22 protein-coding genes and 3 pseudogenes are annotated in these 19,110 nt (G+C 67.7%); 7 read left to right on the forward strand and 18 right to left on the reverse strand.

The window, feature by feature from the left end:
* The first annotated feature begins 182 nt into the window (after positions 1-182).
* Positions 183-419, forward strand: a complete 237-nt coding sequence (locus AB0C30_RS57365; RefSeq protein WP_357961408.1) for a hypothetical protein — start codon at positions 183-185, stop codon at positions 417-419.
* Between the two features lie 96 nt (positions 420-515).
* Here AB0C30_RS57365 and AB0C30_RS57370 read toward each other — a convergent pair whose 3' ends face one another.
* Together AB0C30_RS57370 and AB0C30_RS57375 are read right to left on the reverse strand one after the other, a co-directional pair.
* A complete protein-coding gene (locus AB0C30_RS57370; protein WP_357961411.1) occupies positions 516-1,472 on the reverse strand; it encodes a tyrosine-type recombinase/integrase in 957 nt (318 codons plus the stop codon).
* 203 nt (positions 1,473-1,675) lie between these two features.
* Positions 1,676-2,167: a MarR family transcriptional regulator gene (locus tag AB0C30_RS57375; RefSeq protein WP_357961413.1), complete on the reverse strand. Its 492-nt coding sequence runs from the start codon at positions 2,165-2,167 to the stop codon at positions 1,676-1,678.
* Positions 2,168-2,296: 129 nt separating this feature from the next.
* Here AB0C30_RS57375 and AB0C30_RS57380 point away from each other — a divergent pair, with 129 nt between their 5' ends.
* Positions 2,297-2,869 carry an NADPH-dependent F420 reductase gene (locus tag AB0C30_RS57380; RefSeq protein WP_357961416.1) on the forward strand — a complete coding sequence of 191 codons (573 nt, stop codon included), beginning with the start codon at positions 2,297-2,299 and terminating at the stop codon, positions 2,867-2,869.
* On the opposite strand, the gene AB0C30_RS57385 is transcribed toward AB0C30_RS57380, so the two are convergent.
* Positions 2,850-2,984, reverse strand: a complete 135-nt coding sequence (locus AB0C30_RS57385; RefSeq protein WP_357961418.1) for a hypothetical protein — start codon at positions 2,982-2,984, stop codon at positions 2,850-2,852. The two genes, AB0C30_RS57380 and AB0C30_RS57385, sit on opposite strands and share 20 nt — an antisense overlap.
* 36 nt (positions 2,985-3,020) lie before the next feature.
* Here AB0C30_RS57385 and AB0C30_RS57390 point away from each other — a divergent pair, with 36 nt between their 5' ends.
* Together AB0C30_RS57390 and AB0C30_RS57395 are read left to right on the forward strand one after the other, a co-directional pair.
* Complete coding sequence (locus AB0C30_RS57390; protein WP_357961421.1) at positions 3,021-3,758, forward strand: SDR family NAD(P)-dependent oxidoreductase; 738 nt, start codon at positions 3,021-3,023, stop codon at positions 3,756-3,758.
* 30 nt (positions 3,759-3,788) lie between these two features.
* Positions 3,789-5,045 carry an MFS transporter gene (locus AB0C30_RS57395; RefSeq protein ID WP_357961424.1) on the forward strand — a complete coding sequence of 419 codons (1,257 nt, stop codon included), beginning with the start codon at positions 3,789-3,791 and terminating at the stop codon, positions 5,043-5,045.
* 62 nt (positions 5,046-5,107) lie between these two features.
* On the opposite strand, the gene AB0C30_RS57400 is transcribed toward AB0C30_RS57395, so the two are convergent.
* The 5 genes from AB0C30_RS57400 to AB0C30_RS57420 all read right to left on the reverse strand — a co-directional run bounded on the left by AB0C30_RS57400 (position 5,108) and on the right by AB0C30_RS57420 (position 9,185).
* Complete coding sequence (locus AB0C30_RS57400; protein WP_357961427.1) at positions 5,108-5,503, reverse strand: Tn3 family transposase; 396 nt, start codon at positions 5,501-5,503, stop codon at positions 5,108-5,110.
* The gene (locus AB0C30_RS57405) at positions 5,500-6,750 is read right to left on the reverse strand and encodes an MFS transporter (RefSeq protein ID WP_357961429.1); all 1,251 of its coding nucleotides are present in this window, start codon (positions 6,748-6,750) and stop codon (positions 5,500-5,502) included. The genes AB0C30_RS57400 and AB0C30_RS57405 overlap by 4 nt, the downstream gene beginning before the upstream one ends.
* Positions 6,633-6,938: a hypothetical protein gene (locus AB0C30_RS57410; RefSeq protein WP_357961432.1), complete on the reverse strand. Its 306-nt coding sequence runs from the start codon at positions 6,936-6,938 to the stop codon at positions 6,633-6,635. Before AB0C30_RS57410 ends, AB0C30_RS57405 begins: the two co-directional genes overlap by 118 nt.
* Before the next feature lie 116 nt (positions 6,939-7,054).
* Positions 7,055-7,735 carry a TetR/AcrR family transcriptional regulator gene (locus AB0C30_RS57415; protein ID WP_357961435.1) on the reverse strand — a complete coding sequence of 227 codons (681 nt, stop codon included), beginning with the start codon at positions 7,733-7,735 and terminating at the stop codon, positions 7,055-7,057.
* 205 nt (positions 7,736-7,940) lie between these two features.
* Positions 7,941-9,185, reverse strand: a complete 1,245-nt coding sequence (locus AB0C30_RS57420; RefSeq protein ID WP_357961438.1) for an MFS transporter — start codon at positions 9,183-9,185, stop codon at positions 7,941-7,943.
* 81 nt (positions 9,186-9,266) lie between these two features.
* Between AB0C30_RS57420 and AB0C30_RS57425 the strand changes: the two genes are divergently transcribed.
* Both AB0C30_RS57425 and AB0C30_RS57430 read left to right on the forward strand, forming a co-directional pair.
* Complete coding sequence (locus tag AB0C30_RS57425) at positions 9,267-9,812, forward strand: CGNR zinc finger domain-containing protein (RefSeq protein ID WP_357961441.1); 546 nt, start codon at positions 9,267-9,269, stop codon at positions 9,810-9,812.
* A 145-nt stretch (positions 9,813-9,957) separates the two neighbouring features.
* Positions 9,958-10,878, forward strand: a complete 921-nt coding sequence (locus AB0C30_RS57430; RefSeq protein WP_357961444.1) for a tyrosine-type recombinase/integrase — start codon at positions 9,958-9,960, stop codon at positions 10,876-10,878.
* Between the two features lie 53 nt (positions 10,879-10,931).
* On the opposite strand, the pseudogene AB0C30_RS57435 reads toward AB0C30_RS57430, so the two are convergent.
* The 5 genes and pseudogenes from AB0C30_RS57435 to AB0C30_RS57455 all read right to left on the reverse strand — a co-directional run.
* A pseudogene (locus tag AB0C30_RS57435) lies at positions 10,932-11,108 on the reverse strand (integrase core domain-containing protein); the annotation flags it as partial.
* A 294-nt stretch (positions 11,109-11,402) separates the two neighbouring features.
* Positions 11,403-12,266, reverse strand: a pseudogene (locus AB0C30_RS57440) (IS1380 family transposase); the annotation flags it as partial.
* Positions 12,267-12,389: 123 nt separating this feature from the next.
* Complete coding sequence (locus AB0C30_RS57445; protein WP_357961447.1) at positions 12,390-14,150, reverse strand: reverse transcriptase domain-containing protein; 1,761 nt, start codon at positions 14,148-14,150, stop codon at positions 12,390-12,392.
* Between the two features lie 532 nt (positions 14,151-14,682).
* Positions 14,683-15,192, reverse strand: a pseudogene (locus AB0C30_RS57450) (transposase); the annotation flags it as partial.
* Positions 15,193-15,279: 87 nt separating this feature from the next.
* Positions 15,280-15,459 carry a hypothetical protein gene (locus AB0C30_RS57455; RefSeq protein ID WP_357961450.1) on the reverse strand — a complete coding sequence of 60 codons (180 nt, stop codon included), beginning with the start codon at positions 15,457-15,459 and terminating at the stop codon, positions 15,280-15,282.
* Between the two features lie 193 nt (positions 15,460-15,652).
* On the opposite strand from AB0C30_RS57455, the gene AB0C30_RS57460 reads away from it, so the two are divergent.
* Positions 15,653-15,967 (forward strand): hypothetical protein, encoded by a 315-nt coding sequence (locus AB0C30_RS57460; protein WP_357961453.1) that lies wholly within the window; start codon positions 15,653-15,655, stop codon positions 15,965-15,967.
* 114 nt (positions 15,968-16,081) lie between these two features.
* Here the strand turns inward: AB0C30_RS57460 and AB0C30_RS57465 are convergent, their stop codons facing one another.
* The 5 genes from AB0C30_RS57465 to AB0C30_RS57485 form a co-directional block, all read right to left on the reverse strand.
* Complete coding sequence (locus AB0C30_RS57465; protein ID WP_357961456.1) at positions 16,082-16,249, reverse strand: hypothetical protein; 168 nt, start codon at positions 16,247-16,249, stop codon at positions 16,082-16,084.
* A 282-nt stretch (positions 16,250-16,531) separates the two neighbouring features.
* On the reverse strand, positions 16,532-17,092 hold the full coding sequence (locus tag AB0C30_RS57470) for an ATP-binding protein (RefSeq protein ID WP_357961459.1): 561 nt from the start codon (positions 17,090-17,092) through the stop codon (positions 16,532-16,534).
* Entirely contained in the window at positions 17,089-17,283 is a 195-nt protein-coding gene (locus AB0C30_RS57475; protein ID WP_357961462.1) for a DUF5999 family protein, read from the reverse strand. The genes AB0C30_RS57470 and AB0C30_RS57475 overlap by 4 nt, the downstream gene beginning before the upstream one ends.
* Positions 17,284-17,385: 102 nt before the next feature.
* Positions 17,386-17,601: a hypothetical protein gene (locus AB0C30_RS57480; RefSeq protein ID WP_357961465.1), complete on the reverse strand. Its 216-nt coding sequence runs from the start codon at positions 17,599-17,601 to the stop codon at positions 17,386-17,388.
* A gap of 346 nt (positions 17,602-17,947) precedes the next feature.
* On the reverse strand, positions 17,948-19,096 hold the full coding sequence (locus tag AB0C30_RS57485; protein WP_357961468.1) for an ABC transporter substrate-binding protein: 1,149 nt from the start codon (positions 19,094-19,096) through the stop codon (positions 17,948-17,950).
* Positions 19,097-19,110 lie beyond the last annotated feature (14 nt).

Genomic DNA, 19,110 nt, shown 5'->3' on the forward strand with positions numbered 1-19,110 from the left:
CCTCGGCACGGGGCGACCAGAAGCACCAGGTCACAGGTCAGAAGGGGTGCGCCCCGCTCAGCCTCAGGACGCGGGAACACAGAGGTTATTTCCTAGTCCTGGGAAATTTCCAACGGATTTGCCTGACCTGCGACGATGTATGCCCAAGTGACTGCAGTCTCGATTCACTTACCGTGTGGGCCATGAGCGACAAGCCGGAGTTTGGGTACGGCGCGAGCGGTCGGCCGCTGTGGACCGCGCGGGATCGGGACGCTGAGGTCATCCGGACGGTGCTGCGCAAGGCGGAACGGCGGGAATTCAGCGAACGCCATGACGGGTTTGTCGAGGGCGGGGACGACGGGGCGCCGTTCCTTGTCGCGTGCGCCGTCGAGGCCGAGGTTCCGCGCCGGAGCTTACGCGGTATCGGGTCGATCTGGTGAAGGCTGGGTATCGAGTCGAGCCTGACCCCGACGATGATCAGGTGCCGCTGGTGCGGGACGGCTCGTGATGCGGTGGTCTACCGGGTGATGTGGGGGTCAGCGGGTACGGCGACGCTGGACGGGGTCGGCTTCGGCGGTGATGCGGGCGGAGGTCTCTTCACCGAGTCGCACGTAGCGGCCGAGGCTGGCCAGATGCTGGTGGCGGCTTTTGGCCTGCAGTTCGGGCGCTGTTCGGCCGGCTTGGGCGAGGTGCTGCAGCGCCCAGTGGCGGAGCTGGTGCAAGGTCCACCCTTGCCGGTGCGGGTCGAGCTTTGCGGAGGCGGTCTTGAACAGGTACTCGGCGCGCGGGTAGGACAGTCGGCCTCGCCCGGTGACGGGGCAGATGTCGGCGGCTGCCGGCGTTCGGCGTCCAGAGGTGGGGGCGCGCCGGTCGGTCAGGAAGACCGGTCCGGTCGTGCGGCCGGTCAGCAGGCGGGGCAGCAGCCGGGCCGTGGGGGTGGCCCAGTGTACGTACTCGATCGCGCCGCTCTTGGAGACGACGCGGGCGCGGCGGAACTCCAGGTCGAGGTCTTCGACGTTGAGGGTGAGGATTTCGTCGGCGCGGCCGGCCGTGTCGTACAGCACCCTCCACAGGACTCTTTCCCGCAAGGCGGGCGCGGGGTCGGTGAAGAGCGTCTCCAACCGGGTGCGCGGGATGGCGCGGTCGCCTCGGTGTGCCGTCCTGCGGCGTTCCAGCCGCCGGGCCGGGTTGGTGGCCAGCAGTTCCTGGCGCTGGGCCCAGGCGGTGAACGAGGTCAGCGCGGATAGGTGCCGGTTCCAGGTCGCGGCGGCCGCGGCGTTCCAGTGGTCCATCACCGCGGCGTAGTGCTCGGGCTGCAGGACGGCGACCGGATGGTGCGGGCCGGTGGCCGCGGTCAGCCGGGTGAGGGTCTCGGCGTAGCCGGCGCGGGTGGTGGCCGCAGCGAGGGAGTCGAGGAAACGCTCGACCGCAGCCGTGACCGTCACGCTGGCGGTCGCAAGGTCGGGCTGGCTGGGGAACGCCACGATGGACACGGAGCCGCCTCCCGAAAGGCGATGTGACACATAATGTAGCCGAGTCGCCTGCGCGGCGGCGGGCGCCGAGCTGGGCGAAGGTGACCCGGCGGCAGCCAGTGTGACAGATAATTCACATTCTGTGTCACGCTGCCGAGCGGTCCTGGGTGGGACGGGTGTTCCTGGGTGGGACTGCGCGAGAGAGCCGCGGGTCGGCGTGCCGATCAGGGGGCCCTTTTGCGGGAGGCGGTCGGCAGTACACGGGGACGCAGCCGGGTGCGCACACCGTCCATGATGTCGGCGAGTTGGGCGATCTCCTCGTCGGTCAGGAGGTCGATCAGGCCGTCGCGGACCGCCTCCACATGTCCGGGCGCGGTCTTCTCGAGGAGTCGCTGGCCGTCTTCGGTGATGACGACCATGGCCCTGCGTTCGTCGTTGGTGTCGGTTTCGCGGCGTAGCAGGCCGGCCTTCTCCAGTTGGGCCACTTGGTAGCTCAGGCCGCTGCGCGAGGTGATCATCAGGTCGGCGAGCTCGGTGATGCACCGGCGTTGGGGGGCGCACTCGTTGGCCCAGTGCAGGATCTCGTACTGGATCATGGTGAGGCCGGCGTCGTCTCGAAGTTGGCGTTCGACATGGCGCTGGATCAGGCCGGAGGTTTCCAGGAAGCCGGTCCAGGCGCGCATCTGCGTCTCGTTCAACCACCGCGGTTCGCTCATGTGAGGAGCCTATCGGAGTTGCGTCGAATTCGACGCATCCGTACGATCGACTCCGTTGCGCCGATGCGTCGAATTCGACGCATTTCGTGTCGTGCATCGACGCGCCTCACATCTCGGAAAGGGCCACTCATGAAGATCAGCATCATCGGCAAGGGCAACGTCGGCTCCGCGTTGGAGCGCCGTCTTGCCACGGCCGGGCACACGGTCACCACGGCGAACTCTTCCACCGCTCCGGACCAGGTCGCGGCGCAGGTCGCCGAGGCCGACGTCACCGTGCTGGCCGTGCCGTTCCCCGCCATCGCCCAGCTCGACGCCAAGATCAAGACCGCCCTGGCGGACAAGGTCGTGATCGATGTCACCAACCCGCTGGCGGCCGACTTCATGTCGCTGACCATCGGGCACACCACCTCGGCGGGTGAGCAGGTCGCCGCCACACTGCCCGGCGCCCGGGTGGTCAAGGCCTTCAATACCGTGTTCGCCGCCACCCTGGACACCCCCGGCCTGTTCTTGCCGGTGGCCTCCGACGATGAGGCCGCCAGGAAGACCGTGCTGGAGTTGGGCACGCAGCTCGGCTTCGACGCCGTGGACGCCGGCCCGCTGGCCAACGCCCGCTACCTGGAGCCGGCCGTGGAACTGCTGATTCAGCTCGCGTACGGGCTGGGGATGGGCGCAGGCATCGGCTTCACTCTGGCACGGGCATGACGATCCCGACGTGGACGGCGGGATTCCGCCCGGCGGTCATCAGCCCGTACGAGCGGATCTCGTCCCATGCCTTCGGCGAGGAGGCCACCCGGCAGACCTTTGATCCGCCGACCATCCGTACAACCGCGGCGTGCACCGGAAAGGGCGGGAGATGACCGATCACGACCTGTCCGGCAGGGTGGCCTTGCTCACCGGGGCATCAGGCGGCATCGGCCAGGCACTAGGCCAGCGCCTCATCGCCTCCGGCGTAAAGACCGCCTTCGTCTACGGTTCACACTCCAACCCGGCCCACGCGTTGGTCGCCCAGGCCCAGAACGCGATGGTCGACGCGGTCGCGCTCGCCGGCGACCTCGCCGACCCGCACGTCCCGGCCAGACTGCTGAATGAGGCCGCCGACGCGCTCGGCGGCCCCGTGGACATCCTGATCCCCAACGCAGGCCATGCGCTCCAGCAGGACTACACCACGCTCGAACTCCAGGCGTGGGACCGTACGCTCGCGGTCAACCTGCGCGCCCCCTTCCTGCTGGCCCAGCACGCCCTGCCGGGCATGGCCGCACGCGGGTACGGGCGCGTGCTGTTCATGTCCTCGGTCGCCGCCTTCACCGGCGGCATCATCGGCGCGGACTACGCCGCCTCCAAGGCCGGACTGCACGGCCTGACCCACTTCCTGGCCGCCCGCGTCGCCTCCCGCGGCGTGACGGTCAACGCCCTGGCGCCCGCTCTGATCGCCGACACCCGCATGCTGCCTGGCAACGCCGATCCCCGCGCACTGCCCGTCGGCCGGTTCGGCCAACCCCAGGAGGTCGCCGACCTAGCGCTGGCCGTCCTGCGCAACGGATATCTCACCAACCAAGTGCTGAGCCTGGACGGCGGCGCCTACCCGCGCTGACCTCTCCCTCTTTGCTGACAGGAGCCCCTCATGCCTGTGGCCCTGCTCGCCCTTGCGATCAGCGCATTCGGCATCGGAACCACCGAATTCATCATCAACGGCCTGCTGCCCGAGCTGGCCGCCGACTTCGACGTCAGCATTCCGGCCGCCGGGCTGCTGGTCTCGGGATACGCAGCCGGCGTGGTCATCGGCGCGCCCCTGCTCACCATGGCGGGAGCGCGCCTGCCCCGCAAGACCATGCTGCTCGCCCTGATGATCCTCTTCCTGGCCGGGAACATCCTCTCAGCGCTGGCACCCTCCTACGGCGTGCTGATGGCCGGGCGGATCGCCGCGGCCTTCTCCCACGGCGCCTTCTTCGGCGTCGGCGCCGTCGTCGCGGCCGACCTGGTGAAACCGGCCAAGCGCGCCAGCGCGCTGTCGGTGATGTTCTCCGGCCTGAGTATGGCGAACGTCCTCGGCGTGCCCGCTGGCACCGCGATCGGGCAGGCGTTCGGCTGGCGCGCCACCTTCTGGGCCGTCGTCGCCGTCGCGGTGGTCGGCCTTGCGGGGGTGGCGGCGCTGGTCCCCTCCCGCCCTCGCCCCCAAGAGCAGAGCCTCCTGCGCGAGCTGAGTGTCTTCCGGCAGGGCGGCGTGTGGCTCGCGCTGACCATGACCGTGTTCGGATTCGCGCCCGTCTTCACGGTGATCACCTTCATCGCGCCGATGATGACCGACGTGGGCGGTTTCTCCCCGGGAACGGTGCCCGTGGTCATGGGGCTGCTCGGAGTCGGCCTGGTCGCGGGTAACCTTCTCGGCGGCCGCCTGGCCGACCGGGCCGTGCTACCCGCGGTCTACATCTCCGTCGGCACCCTCACCGCCCTATCGGCGATCGTCGCCGTGGCGGCGGACAACCAACCGGCCTTCATCGCCGCGATCGTCCTGTTCGGGGTGGCGGCCTTCGCGACAATCCCGCCATTGCAGACGTGGATGCTCGACAGCGCCTCACAAGCGCCCGCCCTGGCCTCGGCGGCCAACATCGGTGCATTCAACCTGGCCAACACCCTCGGCTCCCTGCTCGCCGGACTCACTATCGAGACCGGGCACGGATACGCGGCACCGGCCTGGATCGGCATGGCGCTGGGCCTGGCCGGCCTGGCCGTGACCGGGCTGGTAAGCCTGCGCATCCGCCACCAAGCCCTGCGGGCAGATGCTGACCAGAAACACCAGAAGACGGCACAGCCGTTCGCCTCCTCTGGGCCGGCGAATCCCGCGACATCAGACACCAGCACCACCATCAGTGAGGCATAACCGCACGTCGATGGTGACGGCCCGCCCCTCACGCGTGCCATCACCATTGTTGTCCCTGCGGTTCAGGGCGCCAGTCCCAGCTCCCGCAGCTGGGCGGTCCTCAACGGCCGCCAGCCGCCGCCGTCCAGCTTGGCCAGCTCGGCCTCCACGTCGACGGTGATTACGCCGAAGAAGTTGACGTTCTCGCTGTGTGCTGGGGAGATGTGGGCCAGCAGCTCGTCGGGAATGTCCCGGCCGGCCGCCCGCAGCTGCCGCACGGCCAGCGAGTAGTACTCCGTCGTCCACGCGATGACAGAGTTGGTCAAAACGGTCAAACACCATGCCTGGTCCGTCTGGTCAGCCAAGGCCGGCTTGGTGATGGCGCCCTGCTGGGCGTAGTGCAGGTCCCGGCGCAGCGCGTGCAGGCTCTCGGGGCCTCTCCCCGAAGCGTGGACATTGATGTGTATGGCCTGTGTCATCGCGGCGTGGTGGAGGGGCGAGGAACGAACCAGGCGATTAGGGCTGATGCGGCCAGCAATCCGGCTCCGGTCAGGAATGCCGCCGCGTAGCCGCTGGTGAGCGCTGGAGCCGAATGGGGGTCCGTGGCGGTGCTGGTGACGGAGAGGGCGAGGACGTTCAGGAGTGAGATGCCCACGGCTCCGCCGATCTGTTGGGTGGCGTTGGTCAGCGCGCTGGCGATGCCGCTGTCTTCGGGCAAGACATCCTGCAAGGTGATGCTGACGATCGTGGTGAGTGCGGCGCCCACCCCTGTGCCGACCACGAGTTGGGCGATCAGCAGGACGGCAAAGCCGCTGTGGGGGTCGATGGTGGCCAGGCCGGCCATTCCCAGCGCGCCCACAGCCAGGCCACCGATCAGGATGGTTCTGGGCGTGACACGCGCGGGCAACCTGCCGATGCCCAGGGCACCGATCAGGATGCCAACGGCCATGGGGACGAAGGCCAGGCCGGCCTGCAGCGCGGAGTAGTGCTTGACGCTTTGCAGGTAGTAGGTGAGGAACAGGTAAGCGGCGTACAGAGCGCCACCGGCCATAAAGTTGATCACGTGTCCGTTGCCCCGGACCCGGTGGGCCACCACGCGCAGAGGCATCATCGGCTGTGGCGAGCGGTGCTCGATCCAGACGAACAGCACCAGCAACGCCATACCTGCCAGCCCGAAGCCCAGGGACACAGGATGGGTCCAGCCCCGCGCTTCCGCCTGTGAGACGGCGTAGATCAGCGCACCGATGCCCAGCGTGGCGGTCAGCGCGCCGGGCAGGTCATAGCGAATCGGTCCACTGGATCGACTGTCACGCAACACTCGCACGGCAGCGACCAGCAAGATCGCCACGATGGGGACGTTGATCAGCAAGCACCAGCGCCAGGAGGCGTACTCGGTGAGCACGCCGCCGAAGATCATGCCCGCCACTCCTCCGGTGCCGACGGCCGCGCCGAAGACGCCGAAGGCCTTGGCGCGTTCGCTCGTGTCGGTGAAGGAGGTGGTGAGCATGGCAAGTCCGGCGGGGGCGAAAAACGCTCCGGTCAGGCCCTGCGCGGCTCTGCCGGCCAGCAGCAGCAACGGGTCTTGGGCCAGCCCGGCGAGCGCCGAGGCTAGCGCGAAGCCCACCAGCCCCGCGACGAAGGCCTTCTTGCGGCCATGCAGGTCGGCCACCCGGCCGCCGAGCAGCAGGAAGCCGCCGAGGTCAGCGAATAGGCGGTGACCACCCATTGCCTGTCGCCGTCGGACATGCCGAGCGCGGCTTGGGCTGAGGGCAGTGCGATGTTGACGATGTTGGCGTCGAGCACGATCAGCAACTGGGCCGTGACGATCACCCAGAGCATCTTCCAGCGTCGGGGGTCGCTGCCGCCCGAAGAGCCGGGCTCGGTGGTGTTCCTATCGATCTGCTTGCGCTTCATTTGCCTCTCCCGTCCGTCATAGGCCGACACTTTACAACAGTCTGTCGAAAAGTCGTCAGCCTGATTGAGGGCGGCACAGGCAGGTGCGGTTCCTACGGGGCGTACACGGACGCTGCTCAGCGGCGGCGCTGAGCAGCGCCGTCCAGGAAGAGATCCAGTTTGCGCTCGAACCAGGCCTCCGGAGGTCCTGAGACCGCCGCGGCGAGCACAGGGCGCAGCCGCTGGTCGTAGTCGTCCAGCCAGGGCTCGATCAGCTCGCGGCGCCGTCGCTGCCGGCCGAGCGATGTCTGCGTTCCTGGCTCACCCTCCGCTGCGCCGATGAACGCCTGCACCACCAGTTCGGCGACCATGTCCATGATCAACGCTGCGTCCTGGCTGCTGAATCCGAACCCCAGCAAGGCGACACCGGTCCGGTTGTAGCGACGCACCAAGGCGGCGGAGGTCAGCCTCAAGGAGATGATCTCTTCGGCCAGTCCGGGGTGGGATGTGTACAGACGCCAGTGCGCCCATGCCGTTTCGGCCAGGAAAGCACGCCAGTCTTGCCCGGGCTCCGGCCACTCGACCGTGTCCACAGCCTGGTCCACTGCGGCCGCGGCCAGCTCATCCCGGCTGCGAAAGTATCCGTACAGCGTCGAGTGCGAGGTGCCAAGCCTCTTGGCCACCGCGGTCATGGTGAACTCCGCCAGACCGATCTCCAACGCCGCGGCCACGATCGCATCGCGGTCCGCGAACGGCGGCCGCCCCATCCGGGAGGAAACCGAGCCGTCCGTAGTCCGCCGCCTGTCGCGCCCGCCCATCGACACCCTCCTGGCATCCATTACTTCGCAACTGATGCTACGGAATGCCGGCACCGTGGTCGGGAGTATCTCCGGCGTCACCAGATCGCTCGATCTTCTCATCCGGTCGTCTCAAGCGGTCACCCGCAGAACGGCCGCAGGGGCGCCACGGCCTTCTCCGCCTGATCGCGTCACATGAGAGCAAGTCTCTAGGTCACGACTTGGTCTAGGCTGCGTCCGGTCGTATCGGTTCGGGCTGCGCCGAAGACAGCCCCGATCCAGGCGGTGTGGGGCGGTAGGCGATGGCGGCCACGAAGGCGCTTGCCAGTGCGATGGCCGAGGCGGCGACGAATGCGGCGATCCCGCTGTCGTCGAGCCCGGTCAGCTGGCCCGCGATGGCGGTGCCCAGGCCATAGCCGGTCCACATGAAGGTGTTCAGCCAAGCGAAGACCTCCGTGCGGTAGCGGGCGGGGGCATGCTCGGCGAGCAGGGTGGGCTGAACCGCGTCGCGCGGCCCCGTCAGCAGCCCGATCACAGCGATCAGGACGGCCAGGGCGAGGAATTCCGGTGCGAAAGCTCCGGCGAGCATGCTGGCGCCATCGGCCAGGGACAAGACGATGAGCAGGCGCTTGCCGGAGATGGGCCAGGTGCGAGATCCATAGCCGAGCGCGCCGACGAGCGCGCCGGCCGACAGCAGCCCCATCAACACTCCCGCCGAGGACGGCGAGCCGAACTTCGTGGCCGCGGCCACCGTGGCGATGCGCAGGCAGCCGAAAGAGAAGGTGCCGAAGGCGGCCAGGATCAGCAGGACCAGGGTAGGGCGGTGGCTGAGGGGCCCGGCCAGCCGACTCAGCCGGGTACCGGCCTTCGCGGCCGGTGTCACCGACGCCGCCTGGCGTACCCCGCGTGACACGAGCATGAGGCTGGTCCCGATCAGCAGGCAGGCGCCGGCGGCGGCCACCACACGATCCGTCGGCATCGCCAGCATCAACACCGGCACCAGCAGGGGACCGAGAATGAACATCACCTCGTTGACCGCATTGTCGGCCGCGTAGGCGGCCGGCAGCGAGTCGGGCGGGACGATCCGCGGCCAGCTGCCTCTGATCACGGCGCCGACGGGTGGTGTGGTGGCGCCCAGCAGCACCGCCGCGCCTACCATGGCGGCGGATCCGGCCTGGTAGGCGGACAAGAGCAGGCCATAGGCCACGGCGTGAGCGGCGAGGTAGGCCGCCAGCACCGGGCGCGCGCCATGACGGTCGGCCAGCCGGCCGCCCAGCGGCGCGCACAGGGCCAAGGCCAGGGCGTGCCCAATAAGGACGAAGCCGGCCGCAGCATAGGAGTCGAGCTGGTCGACGGCCGCCAGCAGTAACGCGAGGCTGAGCACCGGAGTGCTCAACTTGACGATCATCCCCACGGCGAGCAGGAAGGGGACGCCTGGCTGGATCAGCAGGCGGCGATAGGACGTGACCACAAGCACTCCGTTACCATCAATTTCAGTTACGCCTATAACATCGGAAAGGTTGTTACTGGTCAAGTGGAAATAGCCTGTAACGTGACGCGGCAAGCGCCGCTGATAGCCGAGCTGGTCAATGCGGCGACCACGCACCGGCCAGGTGGCGCCAGGACGCGGTGCCTGGAGGGAGAGGAGTTGGTGACGGTCGTCGCCGCCGCAACAGGCGAACGCGCCGGGATGGCGCTGCGGGCCGACCCGGACGCCGGTCTACGCCTGGCCGAGCTGGCCCGCGAACTGCGCGAGGTGCTGCTGGCGGAGCAGGCAGCGGACCAGGCCGCGCGCATCAACGCCCTGATCCGCAGGTACGGCGCGCAACCGTACCTGGTCGAGGACGTCGGCCAGCCGTTCCATCTGCACTTCCATGGATCGGGCGGCACCTACGTGGAAGCGATGGGCGGCGAGTTCGCCACCGCTCTCGCGCTGATCGTGGACGGCTACGGCCCCGACCGGTTCGGGCAATGCGAGGCCCACCAGTGCGATGCCGTCTATATCGACCTCACCCGCAACGGGTCACGCCGCTACTGCAGCACCGCCTGCACCGCCCGGGCCAAGACCGCCGCCTACCGCAGCCGCCGACATGCCTGAGCCATGAACTCGCCCGGATTGTCGAGCTTCCGGAATGTAGCAATTCCGGAAGGAGACTCCAAGGGTGACTTCCGGAAACACAACTAAAGAGATCTCGCAGAGCCCCGGATCAACTTCCGGAAACACAAACCGAAGACGAGCGGTCGTGCTTCCCGGCCTGTATGCGGCGATCCTCGCCGAGTACGCCACCGCGCTGGAGCGCTCACCGCTGGCCGACTCCAGCAAGACCAAGTACCACTCCCGGCTGCGCGGCTACCTGGCCTGGCTCGCCGACCAGGCCGACGCCGACGCACTGGACGGCGACCCGCTCACCGACCCCATCGCCGCCACCGGCGCCGTGCGCGACTTCCGCCGCTACCTGAAGAACGGCCGCCGCGCCCCCAACACCATCGACACCTACCTGTCGGCCATCGACGACTTCTACGCCCGCCGCGGCCTCGGCAAACCCCGAGCACGGCGCGAACGCGACTCCCGCCGCACCGCACCCCACGCCCTGGACGCCCGCCGCGCCCGCCGCTACGTGCGCCACGTTCAGCTCACCGCCGGCCCGCGCGACAAGGCCCTCGCGCTGCTGCCCTACTTCGCGGGCTTGCGCATCTCCGAAGTGGTCGGCCTCGACCTGGCCGACGTCCGTCTCTCAGCCCGCAAAGGCGAGCTGCGTATCCGAGGCAAGGGCCGCGACGGCGGCAAGATCCGCCACATGCCTGTCCACCCCGACCTGCGCCAGGTCCTCACCGACTGGCTTCAGACCCGCGCCGGCTGGAAGGGCGCCAGCAGCACCGCGGTGTTCCTCAACCACCGCGGCGGCCGCCTGAGCGACCGCGCCGCCCGCGACATCATTACCGGCCTCGGCGAGGCCTGCGGCATCAACGACGACCCCACCGACCCCTTCGGCCCGCACGTCCTGCGCCACACCTTCGCCACCCAACTCATCCGCGACGGCAAAGACCCCATCCTGGTCGCCGAACTCCTCGGCCACGGCTCTCTGGACACCACTCGCCGATACGCCCTGCCCACCGAGGCCGACAAGACCGCTGCCCTGGACGCTCTCATCACCGATCACTGAGCAGGGCTCGGGCTTCACCTTCGTCACGCAGAGTTACTTTGCCCCTGGTGACGTCAACCCGAGCGCTGGGCCGTGATGGGCGGCAGTCCGTCGTTGGCGCTGTGCCGCCGGCTGGTGTTATAGAAGTCGGCGATCCAGGTGGCGATCTTCAGGCGGGCCTCGGCCCGGGTGCGGAACCGGTGGCGGTGCACGTACTCGACCTTGAGGGTGCTGTTGAACGCCTCGGCCGCTGCGTTGTCGAGCGCTTATCCGGCTAATCAGGTCGGTGTTCGGCGTTGGCCGGTTAACGCTTTCAGCTCACGCGATTGGTGAGTCGGCGTATTTGCTCTTCGTGCTGACGGACACGAGCGGCGACGGCCTCTAGCCTCGATCTTTCGTGATCAAGGATTGGTCGGCTGAGCGGTCCGGCTGAGGGTTGATTACGGGTAGTGGTCAGCGCGCCGGCCCAGCTGTCGCGCCGGGTGGGCGGGGTTCCACGGGCCCGCGGGTGTCCTTTCCTGGTCGTAGGGTCGGTTGATTGCTGGTCAGGTGGGCGCGGGCAGGGCTTGCAGGCGGGTCAGGGCGGTGAGGATGTCGCGGGCCCAGGGCCAGCGGGCGGCCAGGCGCAGGCGCACGCGTCGGCTGCCGCGCACGAGTCGTCCGGCCACGGCGAACAAGCGCAGGCGCAGGCGTTTGGGCTCGTAGCTGCGGGCGGCGGTGCCGGGCAGCGCGAGCATCTGCATCCAGGCCAGCAGTTCGCAGGCCAGGGCGACGAGTTCGCACCAGATCTGGTTGCGGGCGAAGTGGTGCAGTGGCAGGTTGGCCAGGCCGGTGTCCTTGGCGCAGCGGATGCGGTCTTCGGCGCGGGCCCGGCGGCGGTGGCGCAGTTCCAGGTCGGCGAGCTGACCGCGTTTGGCGTCGGTGACGAAGCAGGTGACGCGGCATCCGTCGATGTCGGTGAAGCGCAGCTGGGCGCCGGGATGCGGACGCTCCTTGCGGGCGATGACCCGCATGCCCTTCGGCCAGCCCGTCAGGTCCAGCAGGCCGGTCAGCTCGGCCACCCAGGCGCCGGGCCGGACCTGACGGTCGGCGTCGTAGGCGGGCGTCCACGCGCTCTTGGGCAGGCGCAGGATGGCCTGTTGCACCTCCTCGGTGAGGGTGAACCCGATCGAGTACGACAGTCGCCGACCCGGCTTGGTCAGCCAGGACAGGAACTCATGGGTTCCGCCGCCGGAGTCGGTGCGGATCAGCACCTGGCGTCGGCGGTGCTTGGGCAGCTGGGCCAGGGCCAGCCGGGTGGCTTCGATGTGGTCGGCGGCGGTATTGGAACCGGCGTTGCCCGGTCGCAGCAGAATGGCCAGCGGTTCACCGGAGCCGCCTGCGCCGTGGTCGGCGAAGACCGTCATCGGAGCACCGGTAGGCCACCGGCGAGGTGCCCGCGCGGAGCGCGGGTCCTTTTCCGGTGACCTCCGGCCCGAACCGCCCGTGCGGCTTTGACCGCAGACGGCTCTCCAGTGATCTTCGTGGTTCCGTCAGCCGCTGGCGTGGATGGCGGTGTGACAGTCACGGCAGACCACGAGGGTCTTTCGCCGTTTCTTGACCATCACCGTCACCCAGGCCGGGTGCGGCTGCCTGCGGTCGGTCAGGTCCGCGAGGCTGCGAACGTGGTGGACGACAATGTCGTCCGTTTCGCCGCAGATCTCGCAGCGTCCGGCCAGGAGCCTGGAGATCAGTTCCTTGCGCCGGACAACGGTCCTGGTCATGGACTTGTCGATGACCAGTGCGGTTCTCTGCCGCCGCAGCGGAATCCCGCCGAACCGCGCGACCAGCGGCTTCCTGCCGGGACGCTCCGTGATGACCTGCAAGCACGTGCGGGGTCCGACCGGGGTGTCGACTTTGGCCTTGTATCTCCGGGCCATGGTCGCGACGGTCGAGCGGTGCTTGCCGGCGAGCGTTTTGAGCAGCGAGGTTTCCATCACCCAGCGGAGCCGGGCGAGGCGGAATACGTCGCTGGCGAGCAGGTAGTACTGGACGATGCCTCGGTACTCGGCTCCGTAGGTCCTGATGATGTCCCGGTCCGGGGCGGCGAACAGGTTGGAGCGGTGCACGGGTTTGCCGCGGTCGAGGTAGCGAGTGCAGTAGGCGTTGATCACCGGGATCGGCACCCGCAGCCGGATCACGCCGTTGACGGACCTCCGCCGGTTCGTGATCTTCGTGGTGCTGTGCTGAACGGTGATCTCGTAGCCGAGGAACCGTGCCGCTTGGGTGCGGGCATGGGTGATCAGGGTCTTGTCCGGCGACAATTCGAGCTTGAGGTCTTCATGCAGGAACTGGGCCAGGCGTGCCTTGATCTGCTCGGCTTCGGCCTTGGGTCCGGCGAACCCGAACAGGATGTCGTCGGCATAACGGATGTAGCGGAGCCTGCGATAACTCGGATCTCGGGGATCTGAGCTGGGCAAGGACCGCAGCCGTTTGCGTAGGGCGCGGAACTCGGCGAGGTCGCCGCGTTCGCGGGCTCTGCGCATCGCGTAGTACGTCCTGTGATACTCCCGGTTCGGTTTCCGGGAGCCTCCTCGGGTGTATTCCGGGATGAGGACGGTCTCGACGAAGACGTCCAACCGGTCCAGATAGATGTTGGACAAGATCGGGGACGCGACCCCGCCCTGCGGACAACCGCTGAGCGTCGCGTTGAAGATCCAGTCTTCCAGGTATCCGGCTTGCAGCATGTGTCTGATCAGCCGAAGAAACCGGCCGTCGTGGATGTTCGCCGCCAGCCTCGTCATCATGACGTCGTGGTCGAGGCTGCCGAAGCAGTCGGCGATATCCCCTTCGATGAACCAGGTTGTGCCCTGCCACGTGTCCGCGACCTTGCGGAGCGCGGTGTGACAGCCGCGACCTGGCCGAAACCCGTGAGAGGCGTCGCGGAAGGTCGGCTCGTAGTAGGCCTCCAGCAGCAGGCGCACCACTTCGGCCACCAGCTTGTCTGTCCAGGAAGGAAGGCCGAGCGGGCGGCGTGTGCCGTTCTTCTTCGGGATGTGGATCCTTCGTGCGGGACTCCACCGGAAGCGCTCGTGGCGCAGCGCGTCGATGACGCGTCCGATCTTGCCCAGCGACATGCCGTCCACGGTTTCCCGGCTCGTCCCGGGCGTCATCGCTCCGTGATTGGAGTAGAGCCGCCCGTAGGCCAGCAAATACAACTGCGGGTTGAACAGTTGCCGATACAACTCCTCACACGACAGGCCGTGCCTGCCGCGTTCACGCAGGACACCCAGCACCGTTTCGGCGCTCTGCATTTCGCATACCTCCCAGACCGGGATGTCCGATCACCTGTGCCCCTTGGCCCTGTGGACGGCTTTCCCGTCCTCCCCGGCAGGCCGTGACCCCTGCGACTACTACGGGCACTCCGTCGCCGTAGGACTCGCATCCCGTAGGCGATCCCATGTTCGTCTCCGACGTACGTAACAGCGTGAGGTAGGCGCCCCACTCATCTCCTTCAACACCCTGACTGGGCGTCGCTCCGCCGACTGAAAGGTGCGGCGGCCCTTCCATCAAGCCACCGCAGTCGACGGCACCGGCCTCAGACGCCTTGCCGGTGGAGTCTCCGTTGCCTCCGCTGGAGATTGGGGTTCAGGCAATCCAGCTTTCGCCATGTCACGCGGGCCTCCTGGCGCGCCATCCGCAGCGTCTCGGCATGGCCGCCAGTTTCCTGACATGCTCTGGTCCCGTCACCGTTTCCGGATCGGGTAAGTCATTAGGCCCAGGAACCTCCTTTCAAGTCCCTCCCAGCTATGCCGGGGATACGCCAGAGCGCCTCATGGCGCACTGGAAGCCGAAGGTGTGTTTCCAGGTCGGTGCGGCGTGTTGTTTGTCGGAGTGGGCGATGACGATGGTGGCGTCGATGTCGATGGGGATCAGCTCGCCGTCGCTACCCGGCGCTGCGGTTCCTGCCAGGTCCCAGGCGCGTTGGCGAGCAGCGGCGCGAGCGGCGCGCAGGGCCTTGAGCGCCTTGACCTCGTCGCGGGCGAGCCGGTCGATCAGGCGGGAGACGGTCGGGTCGGAGGCGACCGGGCCGAACAGGTCGGGCTGGGCGCGCAACAGGGCGATGTCGGCCAGGCAGTCACCGCCGAGGGCAAGACTGACCGCCAAGTCGGCCACGATCTTGCCGGGGTCGTGCACCGCCCGTTCCGGCCGCCAGCGCTCCAGCTGGGCCGACAACGCCCGGTCCAGGCCTGTGAGGTGCAGGGTCTTGAGCAGCAGCAGGCTCCCGGCATGGGATAGCAGCCCGGTGCCGTCGGCGGAGGCGGTGATGGTGCGGTGGGAGGCGATAGTCTTCACGTGGAAAGTGCTTCTCGATCTGGCGGGGACAGGACTCTAGACAAGCCCCATCCTCCCAGCTCAGAAGCACTTTTCTTATGCAGTCGATCAACCTGCGCGAAATTCACCGCGAAAGCCTGAGGTTAGAAAGTGAGTCCGCGTCGCGAACCAAGTACTCGCGTCGATCTCGACTCCCGTGTCCGTCAGGCGCTCGACCGCGCAGAAGCCGCCATCGCAGACGATGCCACGACTCAGCAGCAAATAGATCAGCTGCTCCAGGCCGTTCACGAGCCAAACGATCCACTCGAAGCCAGCGCGCCCGACGACTGATCGCCAGTCGCCGGGCGCGCGACACCACGAAGAATGCCTCAACCAACCTGCCTCGCGCTGCGGACGGCGAGAGTCGGGTCACAGCGCATCCGACTGAACACATCAGAACCGCGTCCATAACGTCAGCAACTCCAGCGCAGGCAAGAACTCCATGGCGTTGCTCGCCCACGTCGCCAAGCTGATCAAGGACCAGGGCTACACCGGCCGCGTCGTCGTGCTCCACAACGACCTCGGCAAAACCCCATCCGGGGAGCCGATCGAGTGGCCAGGCGTGGCAGCGCTCGCTCGCGAGCACGCCGAGAAGGACGGGTTTGAGTTCTACTTACGTCCGCACCCGCGACTTGGGCGGGCTGTGGTGTCAGCTCGTCCACGAATGCCGCAACTGGCCATCCAGCTCGGCGCGCTGGTGCACCTCGGTTATCCGAACTTCTCTACAGGGTGTCTCTTCTGTCCCCCAAGGGTGTAAGCGCAGGTCTAAGCCTGCATGGGAGATAGGTCGAGCTTGAGTGTCTCCCAAGAGTGTCCCTCGGGGCGAAGTGTCGCGGTGCTCCTATGTTCGTCCGCTCACTGACCTGCGCCATCAGTTCCAATCCCAGCAGGAGCGAGCACGCACGGTCGAGCACGAACGCGACCAGGCCCTCGGTACGTCGCGGCGCACGCCCAGGAGATCGAACGGCTCCGCCAGGAACTGGCCGCCGAACACCAGCGACGCGAGCAGGCGGTTACCGCCGCGGCCGTGACCGAGCAAGCGACGATCGCGTCACCGCTTTGAGCGCTACGTCCAGGACCCGGACGCCTGAGCAAGGACATCCTCGGTCTCCCGAGTATTCGCGGCCGGGCAGAGGCGTGCCGGTAAAGCGCTACCCCGCCCACCGTGCGAGCGCCGCGACCGTGGATCCGGTCACTGCGGCGGCCGGGCACGTGAGCACCCTTTGCAGGCTCGCGCTCGAACACCGCCACGCTCGCACCCATCGGGTCGCTGTGCCGCTGCGCCAGCAGGATAGGGGCCCGCCCATTCCCCCACGCCAGGCTACGCCCGGGGGTTCGAGACGGAGACGCCGCGGTGCTGGTCGGCGCCGAAACGTCGGGTGAGCTCGTCGGCCGCGCGCGGGCTCTCTGGCAGCTCGAACCAGACGGCCTTGCCGGCAGCGGTGGGTGTGGCGCCCCAGCAGCAGGCGAACTGGTCGATCAAACTCAGCCAATGGCCTTGTTCGTCGTCCTGGCCGGTGTGGCCTGTGTGAGGGAGGGCTGGATCGGCGTGCTCGACCTCGCAGCGTAGCGTGCCGTCCATTGTCCACAGCGTGAGCCGGATCGGTCCTCTCCCGTGGCGGTATGCCCTGGCGACCAGTGCGCTGACGAGCAGGTCAGCGCTCTTGCTGTGGCGGTTGACATGCCAGTCGGTCAGCTGGGCGCGGGTCAATCGTCTCGCCCTGCGCACACAGGACCGGCCGGGCGGCAGCGGCCAGGTGGCCATGTCGACGCCAGGCACATCAAGCGGTGTATCGATGTGGCAGACAAGGGCTTTTAGCCTGGTGTAGGCTTGCATGAGCCCGGTTGCCGATGTGGCAATGATCGGTTTCCTCGGGTTCATGCCGCACCTGCGCAGAGGGTGCGGTGGGCAGGGATGCTCCGTCCATCGGGCAGCAGTTCGCCGGTGTCGTCGAAGACGATGACACCGTTGCAGAGCAGACCCCAGTTCTGCTCGGGGTGGTAAGCCACCAGACGCGCCGCGTCATGATCGGTTGCGTATGCGGATGGACAGGGTGGTTGGTGCTGGCACATGGTCTCGGTCCTTTGAATCCTCGCGTGAACGATCTGATCTCCCTGTTGTCAGGGCGATGTCGAGCTGGTCGATGGTGGTCGTGACAGCGGTCAGGGTTGTCGTCATCTGGTGGTGTCTCCTGAGTCGAGTTGTGGGAAGTGCCATGTTGTCTTTGTGTCGAGATTGTCGTTCAGCCCCCCAGATCGGCATGCGCGGCCGTCCTTGATGTGTCCGAGGCCCGGGCGGGCGAGCAGGTCGGCCGGGCGTGATGTCGTGGCGGCCACCGCGTCCAGCAGCGGCAGACCCAGCTGGACGGCGTTCGCTAGCGCGTGGTTCATGCGCAGCGCCTCTCTCTGTCGGCCAGTGTCGGCGGGCGGCAGCTCTCGGTGTGGACGGATCGACCACCGAGCTGGCATCGGCCGGGTGTCATGCCCGCGGCCGCTGCGGCGTCGGTGACGAGAACCAGATGCTCCGCGAAGGCCATCGCTGCGGCTTGGGAGCTCGCGGGCCATGCACGCGATCCGGTCGGTGCCGTCGGCCAGCCGCATGGATCTTGGTGCAGCCGATGTCTATGCCAAGCGCGTACCGCTACCTGCCCGGCATTCTGGCGCGGAGCGTCGGCTGTCGAGACGGGCGTCCGGAGGGGAAGGCCTCGGACGCCCATACCGAACGCCTGGTGCTGGATCACAGGCTGGAGTTGACGAAGTCGACGAGCTCCTTCTTGCCGAGCAGCTCGGTGAACAGGTCCTCCGCGATGATCCAGTCGGCCGGGAAGCCTGCGGGAACGTGGCCGGCCTTCTCGTTGGCCGCGGCCTGATAGTCGAAGCACTTGCGCCAGTAGGTGTCGGAGGTGGAGTCGTACACCGTCTTCTTGGCCTCATCGAGTGTGGGGAAGTAGACGAAGGCGGGGATCTGGTTCTTGGCGTCCTGAAGGGTGAGCCCGCCCCCGGTTTGCCGATTGAGATAGTCCACCATCGGGCCTAGCGCGTCGTCGGGGCGCTCGCGGATGTATCGTGCCGTTCGGTACCAGACGGCGATGAGCTTCAACACGATCTCGTGCCGCTGATCGAGCATCTTCGTCGTTGTGGCGAAGTTGGAGTACCAGAGCCCTGCCTCGCCGATCTGCTGGTTCTGCACCAGCGGCAGGTACTTGCCCTTGTTGGCGCCGGTGAGTAGCCGGACCGTCTCAGGCAGGCCGCCGAGGAAGACGTCGCCCTCGCCACGGATGAAGGCGATGGCGGCGCTCGCGGATTGGTCGAAGGAGAGGATCGTGACATCCTTCTCGGTGAGCCCCGCGGTTGTGAGCGTGCCGTCGATCGTGGCCTGGAAGCTCGATGGGATCGTGACGATCTTCTTGCCGCGAAGCTGTGCGATCGCCGCCCTACTCGCCTCTTTCGGGGACGCGCCCTCGGCTGGTGGCGCATATGGGCGGAAACCATCCTCGTTGCGGACGATGAACGCGAAACCTCGGAACTGGGAGGTCGTGCCGATAATCCTCATATCCGGCGTCTTGGGCTGCAGCGGCACCAGCGAACCGAGCGCGCCGCTGGCGACGTCGCAGGTGCCCCGGGCGAGGGCTGCCGTCTCACCCGGCTCCAGCGAGAATTGCTGCAGTTCAAGCTGCAGGTCGATGGTCTTGTCGATGCCCAGGTGCTTGGTCGCCTGCCAGGCGACGTAGTCGAGGAACGGCAAGACGCCCAGCGTGACCGCGCCGCTGTCGCGGGTGCCCGGTGAGCTTGATGTACGCGGCGAGCCGCAGCCGGACAGGGCGCTCAGCAGGGCGGCTGCGGTGGCGGTGGTGCCGGTGGCGGATAGGAAACGTCTTCGTGTCATTTGCATGGTCGTGC

This window comes from Nonomuraea sp. NPDC048901, from assembly GCF_040649695.1.
GTDB lineage: Bacteria > Actinomycetota > Actinomycetes > Streptosporangiales > Streptosporangiaceae > Nonomuraea.

Coding starts and splice junctions, on each gene's coding strand:
- AB0C30_RS57365 (WP_357961408.1), top strand. CDS start 183: ATGAGCGACAAGCCGGAGTTTGGGTACGGCGCGAGCGGTCGGCCGCTG.
- AB0C30_RS57375 (WP_357961413.1), bottom strand. CDS start 2,167: ATGAGCGAACCGCGGTGGTTGAACGAGACGCAGATGCGCGCCTGGACC.
- AB0C30_RS57380 (WP_357961416.1), top strand. CDS start 2,297: ATGAAGATCAGCATCATCGGCAAGGGCAACGTCGGCTCCGCGTTGGAG.
- AB0C30_RS57385 (WP_357961418.1), bottom strand. CDS start 2,984: ATGGTCGGCGGATCAAAGGTCTGCCGGGTGGCCTCCTCGCCGAAGGCA.
- AB0C30_RS57390 (WP_357961421.1), top strand. CDS start 3,021: ATGACCGATCACGACCTGTCCGGCAGGGTGGCCTTGCTCACCGGGGCA.
- AB0C30_RS57395 (WP_357961424.1), top strand. CDS start 3,789: ATGCCTGTGGCCCTGCTCGCCCTTGCGATCAGCGCATTCGGCATCGGA.
- AB0C30_RS57400 (WP_357961427.1), bottom strand. CDS start 5,503: ATGACACAGGCCATACACATCAATGTCCACGCTTCGGGGAGAGGCCCC.
- AB0C30_RS57405 (WP_357961429.1), bottom strand. CDS start 6,750: ATGGGTGGTCACCGCCTATTCGCTGACCTCGGCGGCTTCCTGCTGCTC.
- AB0C30_RS57410 (WP_357961432.1), bottom strand. CDS start 6,938: ATGAAGCGCAAGCAGATCGATAGGAACACCACCGAGCCCGGCTCTTCG.
- AB0C30_RS57415 (WP_357961435.1), bottom strand. CDS start 7,735: ATGGGCGGGCGCGACAGGCGGCGGACTACGGACGGCTCGGTTTCCTCC.
- AB0C30_RS57445 (WP_357961447.1), bottom strand. CDS start 14,150: ATGCAGAGCGCCGAAACGGTGCTGGGTGTCCTGCGTGAACGCGGCAGG.
- AB0C30_RS57460 (WP_357961453.1), top strand. CDS start 15,653: ATGGCGTTGCTCGCCCACGTCGCCAAGCTGATCAAGGACCAGGGCTAC.
- AB0C30_RS57470 (WP_357961459.1), bottom strand. CDS start 17,092: ATGAACCCGAGGAAACCGATCATTGCCACATCGGCAACCGGGCTCATG.
- AB0C30_RS57475 (WP_357961462.1), bottom strand. CDS start 17,283: ATGTGCCAGCACCAACCACCCTGTCCATCCGCATACGCAACCGATCAT.
- AB0C30_RS57480 (WP_357961465.1), bottom strand. CDS start 17,601: ATGAACCACGCGCTAGCGAACGCCGTCCAGCTGGGTCTGCCGCTGCTG.
- AB0C30_RS57485 (WP_357961468.1), bottom strand. CDS start 19,096: ATGACACGAAGACGTTTCCTATCCGCCACCGGCACCACCGCCACCGCA.